Source organism: Nonomuraea sp. NPDC050547, from assembly GCF_044457345.1.
GTDB lineage: Bacteria > Actinomycetota > Actinomycetes > Streptosporangiales > Streptosporangiaceae > Nonomuraea.
The window spans coordinates 162,340-177,258 of the sequence record NZ_JBITGW010000027.1; the positions used below are offsets into that span (position 1 = coordinate 162,340).

Annotated in this window: 18 protein-coding genes; 11 read left to right on the forward strand and 7 right to left on the reverse strand. The window is 70.2% G+C overall.

What is annotated here, in order from left to right; translation table 11 throughout:
• Positions 1-31: 31 nt before the first annotated feature.
• On the forward strand, positions 32-691 hold the full coding sequence (locus ACIBHY_RS48915) for an alpha/beta hydrolase (RefSeq protein ID WP_397310384.1): 660 nt from the start codon (positions 32-34) through the stop codon (positions 689-691).
• 133 nt (positions 692-824) lie between these two features.
• Positions 825-1,412, forward strand: a complete 588-nt coding sequence (locus ACIBHY_RS48920; protein WP_397310385.1) for a plasmid pRiA4b ORF-3 family protein — start codon at positions 825-827, stop codon at positions 1,410-1,412.
• A gap of 356 nt (positions 1,413-1,768) precedes the next feature.
• On the opposite strand, the gene ACIBHY_RS48925 is transcribed toward ACIBHY_RS48920, so the two are convergent.
• Positions 1,769-2,470 (reverse strand): TetR/AcrR family transcriptional regulator, encoded by a 702-nt coding sequence (locus tag ACIBHY_RS48925; protein WP_397310386.1) that lies wholly within the window; start codon positions 2,468-2,470, stop codon positions 1,769-1,771.
• A 192-nt stretch (positions 2,471-2,662) separates the two neighbouring features.
• Between ACIBHY_RS48925 and ACIBHY_RS48930 the strand changes: the two genes are divergently transcribed.
• The gene (locus ACIBHY_RS48930) at positions 2,663-3,475 is read left to right on the forward strand and encodes an MBL fold metallo-hydrolase (RefSeq protein ID WP_397310387.1); all 813 of its coding nucleotides are present in this window, start codon (positions 2,663-2,665) and stop codon (positions 3,473-3,475) included.
• 211 nt (positions 3,476-3,686) lie between these two features.
• Here the strand turns inward: ACIBHY_RS48930 and ACIBHY_RS48935 are convergent, their stop codons facing one another.
• Both ACIBHY_RS48935 and ACIBHY_RS48940 read right to left on the reverse strand, forming a co-directional pair.
• Positions 3,687-4,487: an HpcH/HpaI aldolase/citrate lyase family protein gene (locus ACIBHY_RS48935; protein ID WP_397310388.1), complete on the reverse strand. Its 801-nt coding sequence runs from the start codon at positions 4,485-4,487 to the stop codon at positions 3,687-3,689.
• The gene (locus tag ACIBHY_RS48940; RefSeq protein WP_397250492.1) at positions 4,484-5,671 is read right to left on the reverse strand and encodes a CaiB/BaiF CoA transferase family protein; all 1,188 of its coding nucleotides are present in this window, start codon (positions 5,669-5,671) and stop codon (positions 4,484-4,486) included. Before ACIBHY_RS48940 ends, ACIBHY_RS48935 begins: the two co-directional genes overlap by 4 nt.
• 89 nt (positions 5,672-5,760) lie before the next feature.
• Here ACIBHY_RS48940 and ACIBHY_RS48945 point away from each other — a divergent pair, with 89 nt between their 5' ends.
• Complete coding sequence (locus ACIBHY_RS48945) at positions 5,761-6,384, forward strand: GntR family transcriptional regulator (RefSeq protein WP_397250490.1); 624 nt, start codon at positions 5,761-5,763, stop codon at positions 6,382-6,384.
• Between the two features lie 195 nt (positions 6,385-6,579).
• On the opposite strand, the gene ACIBHY_RS48950 is transcribed toward ACIBHY_RS48945, so the two are convergent.
• A complete protein-coding gene (locus ACIBHY_RS48950) occupies positions 6,580-7,080 on the reverse strand; it encodes a TetR/AcrR family transcriptional regulator (RefSeq protein ID WP_397250488.1) in 501 nt (166 codons plus the stop codon).
• Between the two features lie 53 nt (positions 7,081-7,133).
• On the opposite strand from ACIBHY_RS48950, the gene ACIBHY_RS48955 reads away from it, so the two are divergent.
• Positions 7,134-7,487, forward strand: coding sequence for a VOC family protein (locus tag ACIBHY_RS48955; protein ID WP_397250486.1), 354 nt, complete (start codon positions 7,134-7,136; stop codon positions 7,485-7,487).
• Between the two features lie 3 nt (positions 7,488-7,490).
• Here ACIBHY_RS48955 and ACIBHY_RS48960 read toward each other — a convergent pair whose 3' ends face one another.
• Together ACIBHY_RS48960 and ACIBHY_RS48965 are read right to left on the reverse strand one after the other, a co-directional pair.
• Positions 7,491-7,904, reverse strand: coding sequence for a VOC family protein (locus tag ACIBHY_RS48960; protein ID WP_397250484.1), 414 nt, complete (start codon positions 7,902-7,904; stop codon positions 7,491-7,493).
• Between the two features lie 10 nt (positions 7,905-7,914).
• Positions 7,915-8,355 carry a helix-turn-helix transcriptional regulator gene (locus ACIBHY_RS48965; RefSeq protein ID WP_397310389.1) on the reverse strand — a complete coding sequence of 147 codons (441 nt, stop codon included), beginning with the start codon at positions 8,353-8,355 and terminating at the stop codon, positions 7,915-7,917.
• 311 nt (positions 8,356-8,666) lie between these two features.
• On the opposite strand from ACIBHY_RS48965, the gene ACIBHY_RS48970 reads away from it, so the two are divergent.
• From ACIBHY_RS48970 to ACIBHY_RS48980, 3 genes are all read left to right on the forward strand, one after another.
• Positions 8,667-8,843 (forward strand): hypothetical protein, encoded by a 177-nt coding sequence (locus tag ACIBHY_RS48970; RefSeq protein ID WP_397250480.1) that lies wholly within the window; start codon positions 8,667-8,669, stop codon positions 8,841-8,843.
• A 27-nt stretch (positions 8,844-8,870) separates the two neighbouring features.
• On the forward strand, positions 8,871-9,245 hold the full coding sequence (locus tag ACIBHY_RS48975; protein WP_397310390.1) for a hypothetical protein: 375 nt from the start codon (positions 8,871-8,873) through the stop codon (positions 9,243-9,245).
• Between the two features lie 115 nt (positions 9,246-9,360).
• Complete coding sequence (locus ACIBHY_RS48980) at positions 9,361-11,718, forward strand: ATP-binding cassette domain-containing protein (RefSeq protein ID WP_397310391.1); 2,358 nt, start codon at positions 9,361-9,363, stop codon at positions 11,716-11,718.
• On the opposite strand, the gene ACIBHY_RS48985 is transcribed toward ACIBHY_RS48980, so the two are convergent.
• The gene (locus ACIBHY_RS48985) at positions 11,703-12,353 is read right to left on the reverse strand and encodes a TetR/AcrR family transcriptional regulator (RefSeq protein WP_397250473.1); all 651 of its coding nucleotides are present in this window, start codon (positions 12,351-12,353) and stop codon (positions 11,703-11,705) included. The genes ACIBHY_RS48980 and ACIBHY_RS48985 overlap by 16 nt on opposite strands.
• Positions 12,354-12,439: 86 nt before the next feature.
• Here ACIBHY_RS48985 and ACIBHY_RS48990 point away from each other — a divergent pair, with 86 nt between their 5' ends.
• The 3 genes from ACIBHY_RS48990 to ACIBHY_RS49000 all read left to right on the forward strand — a co-directional run bounded on the left by ACIBHY_RS48990 (position 12,440) and on the right by ACIBHY_RS49000 (position 14,823).
• On the forward strand, positions 12,440-13,078 hold the full coding sequence (locus tag ACIBHY_RS48990; protein WP_397310392.1) for a maleylpyruvate isomerase family mycothiol-dependent enzyme: 639 nt from the start codon (positions 12,440-12,442) through the stop codon (positions 13,076-13,078).
• Complete coding sequence (locus ACIBHY_RS48995) at positions 13,071-13,346, forward strand: DUF1905 domain-containing protein (protein WP_397250469.1); 276 nt, start codon at positions 13,071-13,073, stop codon at positions 13,344-13,346. Before ACIBHY_RS48990 ends, ACIBHY_RS48995 begins: the two co-directional genes overlap by 8 nt.
• A 76-nt stretch (positions 13,347-13,422) precedes the next feature.
• Positions 13,423-14,823, forward strand: a complete 1,401-nt coding sequence (locus ACIBHY_RS49000) for a cytochrome bc complex cytochrome b subunit (protein ID WP_397310393.1) — start codon at positions 13,423-13,425, stop codon at positions 14,821-14,823.
• The last annotated feature ends 96 nt before the right edge of the window (positions 14,824-14,919 follow it).

Genomic DNA, 14,919 nt, shown 5'->3' on the forward strand with positions numbered 1-14,919 from the left:
CGGGGTCGAGATCTGAAGATCGGGATTCGACATGCATGACCAGGCAGCGGCGGGCGAGGTCGTCACCGAGACGTTCGATTATGACGGTGGCAGGCAGGTCACGGTGTACGTCCCGCCGGATCCGCCCGAGGCGGTCGTGTTCGCCGGCGACGGTCAGTTGATCTCGCGGTGGGGCGGAGTCCTTGAGGCGGCCGGCGCGCCGTCCACGATGATCGTCGGTGTGCACCGCGCGGGCGATGAGACGCTTCGGCTCCATGAGTACTCACCGGGCTTCGATCAGGAACGGTTCGCGGCGCATGAGCGGTTCTTCGTCGTGGACGTCCGCCGGTGGGTGCGGTCGCGGTTCGGTGTCGTGCTCGCCGCCGAGCGCACCGCGGTGTTCGGTGTTTCGGCGGGTGGGGAGCTGGCGCTCGCGATGGGGCTTCGGCATCCGGACGTCTTTGGTGTGGTCTTCTGCGCCTCGCCGGGCGCGGGGTTCCGGCCGCCTGGCGTGATGCCGGGTTCGATTCCGCGTTCGTACCTCGTCGCCGGCACGCAGGAGCCGTTCTTCCTGGAGAACGCGACCCGTTGGGCGGTCGCGCTGCGCGATGCGGGTGCGGAGGTCGTCATGACGGAGCGGGCCGGGTCGCACGGCGGTGCTTTCTGGCGGGAGGAGTTGCCGTTGATGGTGGCATGGGCGTTCGGGCCGTGAGGCAGCCCGGCTGAACCTCATGGTTCCAACGCGCCGGGATTCACCCGCTGCCCGATGCCTTCGTGCTCCTCGGCCACGTTGATCATTCTCGTGTTGGGGAGCGTGCTCAGCGCGGGTGCGGCAAGATACCGTCATGGTTGCCCGACGCACCGCCCCTACCATTCACCGGATCAAGGTCACGCTGGTCGGGTCACGGCCGCCGATCTGGCGGCGTCTGGAGGTTGCGTCCACGATCACGCTGCGCGCGCTGCACACTGTTCTCCAAGCGGCATTCGGCTGGGAGGACTGTCACCTGTGGGTCTTCGACAGCTCGCTGGGCCGCTACGGCGTCGCCGACCGCGAACTGCAGATCGCCGGCGCCGCTGCCCGACGACTCGACCAGGTGGCTCCCGCAGGGCAAGACCGTCTCAGTTACACCTACGACTTCGGCGATGACTGGGAACACACCATCCTCGTCGAGGCCGTCACTTCGGCGGAGTTCGGCATCGCCTATCCACGCTGCCTCGACGGCCGGGGAGCCTGCCCGCCTGAAGACTGCGGCGGCGTCTGGGGCTACGACCATCTCCTGGAGATTCTTGCCGACCCCCACCACGAAGAGCACGAGGATCGCCTGGAATGGCTCGGCCTCGACTCAGCTGACCAGTTCAACCCCACGGCCTTCGACGTGGCTCGGGCGAACACCGCGCTGTCCGCTCTGGCGACCGTTCTCATCAAGAACTGACGCTGCGCTGCCAGTCAGTATGCACCTTCGCATGATCAACGCGGGGCGGCTCCGGCCTGTCGTTTCACCTCAGTGCCGCGGCTCGGGAGGTGCCTATGCCGAGCCTTGTCGCGTGGGTGGCCGATCAGGGTCGGCAGCTCGGGCGAGGTCCGGACGTTCGCAGATGGCGTACGAGGTGATGCCTCTCGGGCCGGTGTTGGCGGGATGCGAGCGGGCGTGGACCGTCGTCCGTCTCGATCTTGTTGGTGCAGGCGCCCTCCTGGTCGCGGGAGTTGGCTGACGCGGGGTCAGGTGGCGACCGGGGGCGGACTGGTGCACGCGTTCTGGTCTTCCGTGGATTGCCGCGTCTCGCCGGGTCAGTGTGTGCGTTGGGTGATGAGGACGTCGAGACCGTCGAGGAGGCGTTGGAGGCCGAATTGGCGGCTTCTGTCAGGGGTCGGGTTTTCGGCGGATGCGATGGCGGCGGTGAGTGCGGGGAAGCGGTCGGCGGCGTGGGCGGGCAGGGTGTTGAGGGTGGGGCTGGGCTGGTGTTGGGTGGTCCAGGGCTGGGTGCCGGCCGAGGTTGTGGATCGGGTGTTGCGGACGTGGCCGCTGAGGAGGAGGACCGCGTCCATCTGTTCGCTGCCGCTGAGCCCGGTTTCGGCGAGGGCGGCGACCGCGACTTCGGTCCAGGCGATTTCTTTCGGGCCCATGGCTCGTTCGCCGAGGGTGGCGCCGGGTAGCCAGGGGTGGCGGTCCCAGGTGGTCCAGAGTTGGTGGGCCCAGTGTTGGAGTTTGCCGCGCCAGCCGCCTGGGGTTGCGGTGAGGTCGGGTGGGTCGCCGACGGCTTCTTCGATCATGACGGCGGTCAGTTCGGCTTTTCCGCTGACGTAGCGGTAGAGAGCCATTTTGGTGAAGCCGAGCTGGGTGGCGACCCGTTGCATGGACAGTGCGGTGAGGCCGTCGGTGTCGGCGATGTCCATGGCGGCTCTGGCGATCTCTTCGACGGTGAACGCGGGCTTGGGGCCTCGGTTCGGTGGTTGTCGCATTCCCCAGAGCAGCTCGGCGGTGCTGTCCAAGTTGATCCTCCAGGAATGCTTGTTGCCGATCTTAATCTGTGTCTAGCATACACAGCATCCAGCGGACACTGTTTGCTGGACCGTCGACAGGGAGAACGGATCCACGATGCCTGAGAACTCCGGACAGCAGCGCCAACTCCTCTCGATCGAGCGGGGGGAGGCGAGCTCATGCTGAGGCAGGTCGCGGAGGGTGTGCTGGTCCATCAGAGCGAGTTGCTCCAGAACAACACGGTTGTCGTACGCGGCCGGGACGGCGTGTTGCTCGTCGACCCCGGGCTCACGGGGGGCGAAATGGCCTGTCTGGCGAACGATCTGTCCGAGATGGGCCGGCCTGTGGTGGCGGGCTTCGCGACGCATCCTGATTGGGATCACGTGCTCTGGCACGCCGAGCTCGGTCAGGCGCCTCGTTATGGCACGGCCCGTTGCGCGGCTTTCATGCGGGATCGGTTGTCGGAGGCGGACTGGAAGGCGCGGGCCGCCGAGGGGTTGCCGCCGGAGATCGCCGAGGAGGTGCCGCTGGACCTGTACGGCCTCATCACCGCCCTGCCCGCCGAGACGGCGCGGATTCCCTGGGACGGCCCGCACGTCCGGATCATCGAGCATCCGGCTCATGCCCCGGGCCATGCGGCGCTGTTCATCGAGGAGGCCGGGGTTCTGGTCGCGGGCGACATGCTCTCTGACGTCTTCATTCCGATGCTCGACGACTTCGGCAGCGCCAATGACCCGGTCGAGGAGTACCTGGCCGGGCTGCGGCTGCTGGAGGAGGTGGCGGACGGGGCCGAGGTGATCGTCCCGGGTCACGGTTCCGTCGGCGGAGCCGGTCAGGCACGTGCGCGGATCAATCTGGACCGGGCGTACGTGCATGCCCTGCGTGACGGCCGCGATCCCGGCGATCCGCGGATCGGCCCGTCGGCCAAGCCCGGCTGGGAATGGGTGAGCGACATCCACGCAGGGCAGGCCCAGAGCCTCGCCCGGAGAAACGAGCGCGACGGGACGCCCGGCTAGCGATCGGCGTCACGCTCGCGGCGGGGTCGCCGGCCCGCTTCCTCTCCCGCGCGGCCGTTGGTCATCGGTGGCTTGGTCGCTGCGCCGGGCCGCCTTTGTGCCGGCTGGTGGTTCACGGCCGAGGTGGGCTGGTCATCACCTCTGGTGTGGCCGCCGAGGGTGCGGGTCGGCGGTGGTTGTCATGCCGCGTGGTTCTGGGGAGGTGTGAGGGTCAGGAGTCGGCGAGGCGGTCGGCGAGGGCGAGGGTGCGGCGGGCCTTGGCGAGTACGGGGGCGTCGACGAAGCGGCCGTCGGGCAGGGTGAAGGCGGCCTGGCCGGTTGCTGTGGCGGCTTGCACGATTTCGGCGGCGCGGGCGGTTTCTTCGGGGGTGGGGCGGAAGGCCCGGCGGATCGCGGGGATTTGCCGGGGGTGGATGGCGGTGCGGCCGAACATGCCGAGGGCGCGGCCTGCCGTACAGGAGGCGATGAGGCCTTGTTCGTCGTGGACGTCGGGGTGGACCGACATCGGGACGGGGGGCAGGCCCGCGGCGGCGGCGGCGAGGACGACCTGCAGGCGCAGGTGGTCCAGGGCGGCCGGGGAGGTGAGGGAGAGTTCGGCGGTCAGGTCTTGTTCGCCGAGTGCGACGGCGGTGATGCGGGGGTGGGCGGCGATGGCGGCGGCGTTGAGGATGCCGGCGGCCGATTCGAGCAGGGCGCAGGCGGGGACGTCGAGGGTGTCGAGGGTTGCGGTGGATTCGACTTTGGGCAGGCGGACGGCGGTGAGGCCGGGTGCGCCGGTGAGGGCGGCGAGGTCGTCGCGGCCGCGCTGGGTGGTGAGGTCGTTGATGCGGACCTGGGTGGGGATGCCGGGGTTGGTGTGGAGGTAGGCGAGGGCGTTGGCGCGGGCCTGGTCTTTGTGGTCGGGGGCGACGGCGTCTTCGAGGTCGATGATGATTTCGTCGGCGCCGGAGGCGGCGGCTTTGGCGAAGCGTTCGGGGCGGTCTCCGGGGACGTAGAGCCAGGTGACGGTCATGCGATGACTCCGGCGTCGCGCAGGGTGGCGATCTGTTCTGGGGTGTAGTGGAGTTCGGTGAGGATGGTGTCGGTGTCGTGGCCGAGGGGGCGGCCGGGCCAGCGGATTTCGCCGGGGGTCTCGGACATGCGGAACATGACGTTCTGCATGGTGACGGTGCCGAGTTCGGGGTCGGGCAGGTCGACGAAGGTGTTGAGGGCGGCGTATTGCGGGTCTTCGGCGATGTCGGAGATTTCGTAGATGGGGGCGATGGCGGCCTGGGCGGCTTCGAATGCGGCGATGACCTCGTCGGCGTCGCGGGCGGCGATCCAGGTGGCGACGGCGTCGTCGAGTTCTTCGACGTGCTGGACGCGGCCGGCTCCGCTGGCGAACCAGGGTTCGGCGACGAGGTCGGGGCGGCCGACGAGGGTGACCACGCGTTCGGCGACGGGCTGGGCGCTGGTGGAGATGGCGAGCCAGCGGCCGTCGCGGGTGCGGTAGGTGTTGCGGGGGGCGTTGCTGCTGGAGCGGTTGCCGGTGCGGCGGGGTGTCACGCCGAGGGCTTTGTAGGCGCTCATCTGGGGGCCGAGGAGGCCGAGGATGGGTTCGATGATCGCCATGTCGACGATCTGGCCGCGGCCGGTGTGTTCGCGGCTGTGGAGGGCGACCATGACGGCGTACGACATGGCCAGGCCCGCGATGCCGTCGGCCAGGGCGAGCGGCGGGAGCGTGGGCGGGCCGTCGGGCTGGCCGGTCATGGCGGCGAAGCCGCTCATGGCTTCGGCGAGTGTGCCGAAGCCGGGCTGGCTTGACATGGGGCCGAACTGCCCGAATCCGGTCATGCGGGCGATGATGAGCCGGGGGTTGGCGGTCAGGAGGTCCTGGGGGTCGAGTCCCCAGCGTTCGAGGGTGCCGGGGCGGAAGTTCTCGATGAGGACGTCGGCGTTGTGGGCCAGTTGCCGGATGATCTCCTGCCCTTCGGGGCGGGACAGGTCGATGGCGGCGTTGCGTTTGTTGCGTGACAGGGTCTTCCACCACAGGCCGACGCCGTCGACGGCGGCGCCGTGGCCGCGTGAGGGGTCGCCGCGCCGGGGGTGTTCGATTTTGATGACGTCGGCGCCGAAGTCGCCGAGCATCATGGCGGCGGAGGGGCCGGCGAACAGGGTCGCCATATCGATCACCCGAAGGTCGGGCAGGCTGGTCATGATGCTGTAACTTATAAGAAATAAGTCATACGTCAACCCGCGCGACTCCGAAATACGGAACAATCACGGACATGCCGCCTACGCCGCCGATGAGTAAGGCTGATTACGTCTACAGCGTTCTGCTGGACGACATCCGCAGCGCGCGTATCCCGGGGGGCACCGCCCTGCGCGCCGCTGCGGTGGCCGAGCGCCTGGGCGTCTCGGTCACCCCCGTGCGCGAGGCGTTGCGCCGTTTGGAGAAGGACCGGCTGATCAGCTACGAGCCGCACCACGGCGCGACCGTCATCGACATGGGGGCGGACGCGCTGGAGGAGTTCTACGGGGTGCGTGCGGTGGTGGAGGGGCTGGGCGCGCGGCTGGCCGCCGCCCGGATCACTCCTGAGCATCTGGCGGGGCTGTACGCGTTGCACGCCGAGATGGTCGCCGATCTGGCCGCCGGTGCGCCGGCCGGGCTGGGGGAGAAGTCGCGGGCGTTTCACCTGTCGATCGCCGATATCGGGGGGCCGGCTTTCCTGGGGCAGCACGCCCGGGCGATTCGCAACAGCGTGCCGGTTCCGGCGGCGGCGTCGTTGTGGCTGGATCCGGTGCAGGCGCGGGCCAACCTTGACGCGCACGAGCACATTCTGGCGGCGTTGCGGGCCGCCGACGGGGACCTGGCCGAGAAGATCATGATCGATCATGTACGGCAGGCGGGGGCGTCCCGGGCTTCGTGACCGGGTTTCTCCGGTGTCAGACCCTGGGCTGGTGGCGTTCAGACCGTGGGTTGATGTGGCGGGGCGGCGTTCGCCGCGATGCTGTACGCATGCTTTTCCAGGTCGTGCGCTGCGCCGCCCCGGAAGCCACCGCTGTGACGCGCAGCGCACCGCGCCTGGCAGGTGGGGGGCGGGCCTGCGGGGGCGGGGGAGGGGTTATGTGTCGGTGAGGATGAGGTGGAGGGCGGGGCGGACGGTGGAGGCGGGGGTGCCGTCGGCTACTTCGAGCAGGGCGGCGCGCCAGGCGGCGGCGAGGATGGGGGCGGCGCTGGTCAGGTGGGGTTGCAGGAGGTCGCGCAGGAGTTCGGTGATCGGGTCTTTTCGTGGTTCGGGGGGTTGTTCGGCCAGGATGCGGCAGGTGCCGAAGTGGACGGCGGTGTCGAAGGCGATCAGCAGGGCCGCGCGGATGGGGGCCGGGGCGGCGGCTGCTGCTCCGTGCATGCGGTCGATGACGCGTTGTTCGAAGTCGTCGCGGATGACGCCGTAGAGGCCGAGCTTGGAGCCGAAGTGGTGGTAGAGGGCGCCAGTGGTGACGCCGGCCTTGGCGGCCAGGTCGGTGACGTTGACGGCGTCGTAGCCGTCGCGTTCGAAGCGGTGGAGTCCGGCTTCGATGAGCCGTGCCTTCGCTGATCCGGGTACCGGGATGGAGGGGCGCACCACGCCATCGTAGTTGATTGACGGGATAACGTAAACGGATTATGTTCGGGCGTATGAAGCTTATCTTCCTGTATCAGCCGGTGACCGACCTGCAGGAGTCGGTGGCGTTCTACCGCGACGTGCTGGGGCTCGATGAGTCGTGGCGGGAGGGCGAGACGACCGTGGCGTTCCATCTGCCCGGCACGGAGGTCGAGCTGATGCTCGACATCCCGCCCACCGACGGGCCGGAGTGGGGGAGAGGCGGCGGGTTCATGGTCGACAGCGTCGACGACTACATCGCCGCCCACCCCGGACTGAAGTGGGTGGGTGAGGTCCAGGAGCTGCCCGACGGCAAGAGCGCGGCGTTCCTCGACCCCTCGGGTAACCCGATCCACCTGTTCGACCAGAGCACGGCGGGACCGCAGTAGGCTCTACGCCTTCGGCTCCTGCTGGATCCGTACCAGGTTGCCCGACGGGTCGCGCAGGGCGCAGTCGCGGGGGCCCCAGGGCTGTTCGATGGGCTCCTGCAGGATCTCGGCGCCGGAGGCGCGGGCGTTCTCGAAGGTCTTGTCGAGGTCGTCGGCGCGCAGGACGATCATGGGCATGACGCCCTTGGTGAGCAGTTCCTGGATGGCGTCGCCGTCGGCCTGGGAGCGGCCCGCGTGCGGTTCCGACAGCACGATCTCGGTGCCGGCGGCCTGGCCGGGGGTGCCGAGGGTGACCCAGCGGAATCCGCCGGAGGCGACGTCGTTGCGTACCTCGAAGGCGAGGGCGTCGCGGTAGAAGGCGAGGGCTTCGTCGACGTCGTTGACGGTGACGTGGCAGTACTGAAGTGCGATGGTCATGCCGCCCACGTTAGGCGGCGGCCTCGCGTTTGGCTTCTTCGATCCTGCTCGGCGCGTCGCGGGTGGGCCGGGTGCGCAGCCGCGCCACGCACGGGGGCATCGCGGCCACGGCGCTGTGCTCGCGGGCGCGGTAGGCGCTCGGCGTCTGTCCGAGCAGTTCGGTGAAGCGGGAGCTGAAGGAGCCGAGCGAGGTACAGCCGACGGCCATGCACGCGTCGGTCACGCTGACTCCGGCGCGCAGCATGGCCATGGCCCGCTCGATGCGGCGGGTCATGAGGTAGCTGTAGGGCGTCTCGCCGTAGGCGGCCCGGAACTGGCGGGAGAAGTGGGCCGGTGACATGAGCGCGTGGCGCGCCATGGTGGGCACGTCGAGGGGGCGCGCGTATTCGCGGTCGATCAGATCCCGCGCCCGCCGCAGGTGCGCGAGGTTGGCCAGGTCTTGCGGGGTCATGCGGGCAGCGTAGCACCGGCGGCCGACAAAGTGCCCCTGACCTGCGCTCGGGCCGCGCCCCGGCCGGGGGCTGTGCGGCGGGCGGTCGCCCGGGTAGTCTCGTCGGGTCCTCCGAGTCGGGTCCTCCGAGTCGGGTCCCCCGAGTCGGGTCCCCCGAGTCGGGTCCCCCGAGTCGGGTCCCCCGAGTCGGGTCCCCCGAGTCGGGTCCCCCGAGTCCGGTCCCCCGGCTCGCGTCCTATGAGCCCACATCCCGCCACAAGTCACATCCCGGCTCACGTCCCCCGAGCCGCGCCGGCCTGACGGTGACCCCCATGACGCTGCCCCGCCTGCTTCCCTCCGCCTACCGGCCGGTGCCGGCCAACCGGGTGTTCCGGCGGCTGATCGGCGGTTTCGCCGTGTCCTATCTCGGGGACGGGATGAGTTTCGTCGCGGTGGCGTGGCTGGCGATGGAGCTGGCGCCGCCGGCCGGCGTGGGGCGTGGCCGGTGACGGTGGTGATAGTGGCCGGGTGGGGGAATGTTGCTGCTGCCGTTCGGGTTCGAGGCGCCGGTGGTGGTGACGGTGGCGTGTTTCACGCTGGGCGGTGTGGTCTATGGGCCGTTCGTGGCGTTGTCGGTGACGCTGATGCAGACGGCTTCGCCGCCGCGGCATCTGGCCGCGATGCTCGCGGCGCGCAGCGCGGTGCTGCTGACCGCCTCGCCGCTGGGCACGGCGCTGGGCGGGCCGCTCACCACCGTGCTGGGCCCGCGGGTGACGCTGGCCGGTTCCGGTCTGGTCACCGTGGCGCTGGCGGTGGTCGCGGGCGTGTTGCTGTTGCCGGTCAGGAGGGGAGCTTTGACCAGACCAAGCAGGAATGAAGAAGCATCCGGTACGGCGCCGCCCCTAGCGTGACCCCTGGGCCGCCCCTGCCGGACAAAACCAGACGTACCACGTAAAACTGCTTAAATCTACACGGCGGGCCGTACGGGACCCCGCGTAAAGTTCAGGCGCACACGATGGAGACACGATGCCGCACGCTGCCGACACCCACGACCTGATCCGCGTGCACGGCGCGCGCGTCAACAACCTCAAGGACGTCAGTGTCGAGATCCCCAAGCGCCGCCTGACGGTGTTCACGGGCGTGTCGGGCTCGGGCAAGAGCTCGCTGGTGTTCAACACGATCGCCGCCGAGTCGCAGCGGATGATCAACGAGACCTACAGCGCGTTCGTGCAGGGCTTCATGCCGACGCTGGCGCGGCCGGAAGCTGACGTGCTCGACGGGCTGACCACCGCGATCATCGTCGACCAGCAGCGGATGGGCGCCGACCCGCGCTCGACCGTCGGCACCGCCACCGACGCCAGCGCGATGCTGCGCATCCTGTTCAGCCGGCTCGGCCAGCCGCACATCGGCTCGCCCCAGGCCTTTTCCTTCAATGTCGCCTCGATCAGCGGGGCGGGCGCGGTCACGCTGGAGCGCGGCGGGAACACGGTCAAGGAGCGGCGCGACTTCAGCATCACCGGGGGCATGTGCCTGCGCTGCGAGGGCCGGGGCAAGGTCTCCGACATCGATCTGACCCAGCTGTACGACGACTCCAAGTCGATCTCCGAGGGCGCGTTCACGATCCCCGGCTGGAAGTCCGACAGCTTCTGGACGGTGCGCATCTACGCCGAGTCGGGGTTCGTCGACCCGAACAAGCCGATCCGTGACTTCACCAAGCGGGAGATGCAGGCCTTCCTGTACAAGGAGGCGACCAAGGTCAAGGTCGACGGCGGCAACTACACCTACGAGGGGCTGATCCCGAAGATCCAGAAGTCGTTCCTGTCGAAGGACCGCGAGGCGATGCAGCCGCACATCCGGGCGTTCGTGGACCGGGCGGTCACCTTCGCCTCCTGTCCGGAATGCGGGGGTTCGCGGCTGAGCGATCTGGCGCGGTCCTCGCGGATCAAGGGCATGAACATCGCCGAGGCGTGCGCGATGCAGATCAGCGACCTGGCCGAGTGGGTGCGCGGCCTGGACGAGCCGACGGTGGCGCCGCTGCTGGCCAAGCTGCTGCACACGCTGGAGTCGTTCGTGGAGATCGGGCTGGGCTACCTGTCGCTGGAACGGCCGGCGGGCACGCTGTCGGGCGGCGAGGCGCAGCGCGTGAAGATGATCCGCCACCTCGGCTCCTCCCTGACCGACGTCACCTACGTCTTCGACGAGCCGACCATCGGCCTGCACCCGCACGACATCCAGCGGATGAACGAGCTGCTGCTGCGCCTGCGCGACAAGGGCAACACGGTGCTGGTCGTGGAGCACAAGCCGGAGGCGATCGCGATCGCCGACCACGTCGTCGACCTCGGCCCCGGCGCCGGTACCGCCGGCGGCACCATCTGCTACGAGGGCACCGTCGAGGGCCTGCGCGCGGCCGGCACGATCACTGGCCGCCACCTGGACGACCGCGCCCGGCTGAAGGACTCCACCCGCACGCCCAAGGGCACGCTGGAGATCCGCGGCGCCACCCGCCACAACCTGCAGGACGTCGACGTCGACATCCCGCTCGGCGTGCTGTGCGTCGTGACGGGCGTGGCGGGCTCGGGCAAGAGCTCGCTGCTGCACGGCTCCATCCCGGCCTCGGCGGGCGTCGTCTCGGTCGACCAGGCCCCGGTACGCGGCTCGCGCCGCAGCAACCCGGCCACCTACACCGGGCTGCTGGAGCCGATCCGCAAGGCGTTCGCCAAGGCCAACGGCGTCAAGCCGGCCCTGTTCAGCGCCAACTCCGAAGGCGCCTGCCCCAGCTGCAACGGCTCCGGCGTCATCTACGTCGACCTGGGCATGATGGCCGGCGTCGACACCCCGTGCGAGGAGTGCGAGGGCAAGCGTTTCCAGGCGTCGGTGCTGGAGTACCGCTTCGGTGGCCGCGACATCAGCCAGGTGCTGGCGATGCCGGTGACCGAGGCCCTGGAGTTCTTCGGCGCGGGAGAGGCGAGCACCCCGGCGGCGCACGCCATCCTGGGCCGCCTGGCCGACGTCGGGCTCGGCTACCTCAGCCTCGGCCAGCCGCTCAACACGCTGTCGGGCGGGGAGCGGCAGCGGCTGAAGCTGGCCACGCACATGGCCGACAAGGGCGGCGTCTACCTGCTCGACGAGCCGACCACGGGCCTGCACCTGGCCGACGTGGAGCAGATGCTCGCCCTGCTGGACCGCCTGGTCGACTCGGGCAAGTCGGTGATCGTCATCGAGCACCACCAGGCGGTCATGGCGCACGCCGACTGGATCATCGACCTCGGCCCCGGCGCCGGGCACGACGGCGGCCGGATCGTCTTCGAGGGCAGCCCGGCCGAGCTGGTCGCCGCCCGCTCCACGCTGACCGGCGAGCACCTGGCCGCCTACGTGGGCGCCTGAGAGCTCCCGTAGCGGCGCAGGAAGGTCTCCACGCCGTCGGTGATCAGCCGGTCGGCCAGCTCCGGCGGCAGGGCGGCGCCGATGGAGGCGGTGATCAGGTGGGGGTAGACGGTCAGGCTGAAGAACTGCAGCACGGCCAGCTCGATGTCGTCGATGTCGAGCTGGCCGCGCGCGCACAGGTCGCCGAACAGCGCGCCCAGCTCGTGGCCCGAACGGGACGGGCCGTGCTCCCGGTAGGCGCGGGCGAGTTCGGGAAAGCGGCGCAGCTCACCGGTGACGAGGTTGCGCAGCGCCAGCCTGGACGGGTCGGTGGCGGCGGCCACCAGGGCGCGGGCGGTGTGCAGCAGTGACGCGCGCACGTCGCCGGTGCCGGCCAGCTGGGTTCTGACCTGGGCCATCGTGGCGTGCGCCTCACCCATCGCCAGGCCGATGACCTCGGTGAACAGCTCTTGCTTGCTGCCGAAGTGGTTGTAGACGGTCACCTTGGACACGCCGGCCCGGGCGGCGATCAGGTCCATGCCGGCCTCGAAGCCGTCGCGGGTGAACATCTCGCGCGCGGCGGCCACGATGGCCTGCCGGTTGCGTTCGGCGCGTTTGCCCGTCGGCGCCGCCGTCCTGGTGCTGTCTGTGCCCACGTCCCGCATCCTACCTCTAACTGAACCCTTGAGTACAGGAGTATCTGTCCTGTACAGTTCAGTTCAGTTACCGAGGAGGGGGAGACGTGAACGAGATCTGGCCGGCGGTCCACGCCGAACGCCGTGCGCTGATCCGGGACCTGGAGGACGTGCCCGCCGAGCGGTGGGCCACGCCGTCCCTGTGCCCCGGCTGGGACGTCCACGACGTCCTGGCCCACCTCGTCGACGACGCCAGGACCACCCCGGCCTCCTTCCTGCTGCGCTTCGCCGCGGCCCGCTTCGACTTCGACCGCTACAACCAGGCGGGCCTGGCCCTCGAGCGCGCCGCCGACCCGCGCGAGACGCTCGCCGCCTTCCGCGCGGTCAGCGGCCGCACCACCGGCGCCCCGGCGCCGAAGGCCACCCGGCTGGTGGAGGCGTTCGTCCACGCGGAGGACATCCGCCGCCCGCTCGGCCTGACCCGCGCCTACCCGCCCGGGCCCGTCGCCGCCGCACTGCGCTACCAGCTGCGCACCGGCGTCGGGCAGGGCGGCGGCCGCCAGCGGGCCGACGGCCTGCGCCTGATCGCCACCGACGCCGACCTCGACGCCGGCGACGGCCCGCAGGTGCGCGGCAGCGCCCTGGCCTTGCTGCTGGCCGTCTCCGGGCGCCCCACCCGGGCGCAGGAGCTGACGGGAGCCGGCGTGCCGGCCCTGACCCACGACGGAGGAACCCACCATGGCTGAGCCCATCGACACCACCTTCACCGCGCCGGTCGTCGCCGACTCCAACAGCGGCTGGCCCTGCGTGCGGATGCCCGGCTCGGCCGGCCTGTTCGGCACCGGCAAGGCCGTCAAGGTGGCCGGCACCGTGGACGGCCACGCCTACGAGGCGACCCTGCTGCCGATCGGCGGCGGCAGCCACATGATGCCGCTGCGCGCCCCCTTCCGGAAGATCATCGGCAAGGGGCTCGGCGACGAGGTGACCGTGCACCTGACCCGCCGCCTGACCTGAGGGCGCGGCCACGCGGCACGTGATGCGTATCACCCGCGGGGGGCGTCACGTCCGCCCGCCCTGTTTCGTCATGGTGATGAGACGAGACGAGGGGGCTCCCATGCGCCTGCTGCCGGCCAAAGGCCGTACCTTCCAGTTCTCCCACTGGACCTTCATGTTCGCCGAGATCGCCATCTGGTCGTTCGTCGTGCTGCTGGTCACGGGATTGTTCCTCATGGTGTTCTTCGACCCCAGCACCTCCCGCGTGCTGTACGACGGCGTCTACACCCCGCTCAGCGGCATCCCGGTCAGCAAGGCGTTCGACTCCACGATGCACCTGAGCCTGGAGGTGCGCGGCGGCCTGCTGATGCGCCAGGTGCACCACTGGGCGGCGCTGGTGTTCGCCGCCGCCGTCGCGCTGCAGCTGCTGCGCATGTTCGTCACCGGCGCCTTCCGCCACCCGCGTACCGCGCAGTGGCTGATCTGGGTGACGCTGCTGCCGCTGGCCATGGCGGCCGGCGAGACCGGGCACATCCTGCCCGACGACATGCTCTCGGGCGGCAGCCTGTGGCTGATCAAGTCGGTGCTGCAGTCGATCCCCGTCGTCGGCTCCTACGGCATGTACCTGCTGTTCGGCGCCGAATTCCCCGGCGAGAACGTCATCACCGTCCTGTACTGGGCGCACGTCCTGGTGATCCCCGCCCTCATGATCGTGTTGCTGGCCGTGCGCGCCCGGCTGCTGCGCCGTAACGGCCACACCCGCTTCGCCGACGCGGCCCCCGGCCGCCGCCGCGCCCGCCCGATCATGGCGCTGACGACCGTCGGCGTGCTGCTCGTGCTCGGGCTGGCCTTCCAGGTCGCCCCCATCTGGCTGTACGGCCCCGCCAACCCCACCCACGTCTCGGCCGGATCGGTGCCCGACTGGTACATGGGCTTCCTCGACGGCGCCCTGCGGCTCATGCCCGCCTGGGAGGCCACCGTCTTCGGCTACACCCTCAGCCTCGCGGTCCTGCTGCCCACCCTGGCCGTGCCCGGCCTCTTCTTCACCGTCCTGGCCGGCTACCCGCTGCTGGAGCGCCGCCTGGCCGAACGCCGTACCCGGCGCGACGCCGAAGGCCGCCCCAAGACCAGCGCCCGCATCAAGGGGGCCAGGGCCCGGCACGACATCCTGCAGCGCCCCCGCGAGGCCGCCGTGCGCACCGCGCTGGCCGCCGCCGGCGTCACCTTCTACGGCCTGCTGTGGGCGGCCGCGTCCAACGACCAGCTCGCCCACCGGTTCCACCTGTCGCTCGAAGCCGTGACGATCGGCTTCCAGGTCGCCGTCGTCGCCGGCCCGATCCTGGCCTTCGTCCTCACGCGCTGGATCTGCCTGGCCCTGCAGCAGGGCGATCGCCGCCTGGTCGCGCACGGCGTGGAGACCGGGATCATCACCCGCTCGGCCGACGGCGGCTTCCACGGCGCGAGCACCCACGAGGAACGCGTGCCGCTGGGCCGCTAGCTGTTCTGTCCTGAGAGGTTAGGCACGCGGCTGGCGGGTGGTTGGCCGTTGAGTGCGGTGTGTCCGCGGTGGTGATTGTAGGTGTGGAGCCAGGGA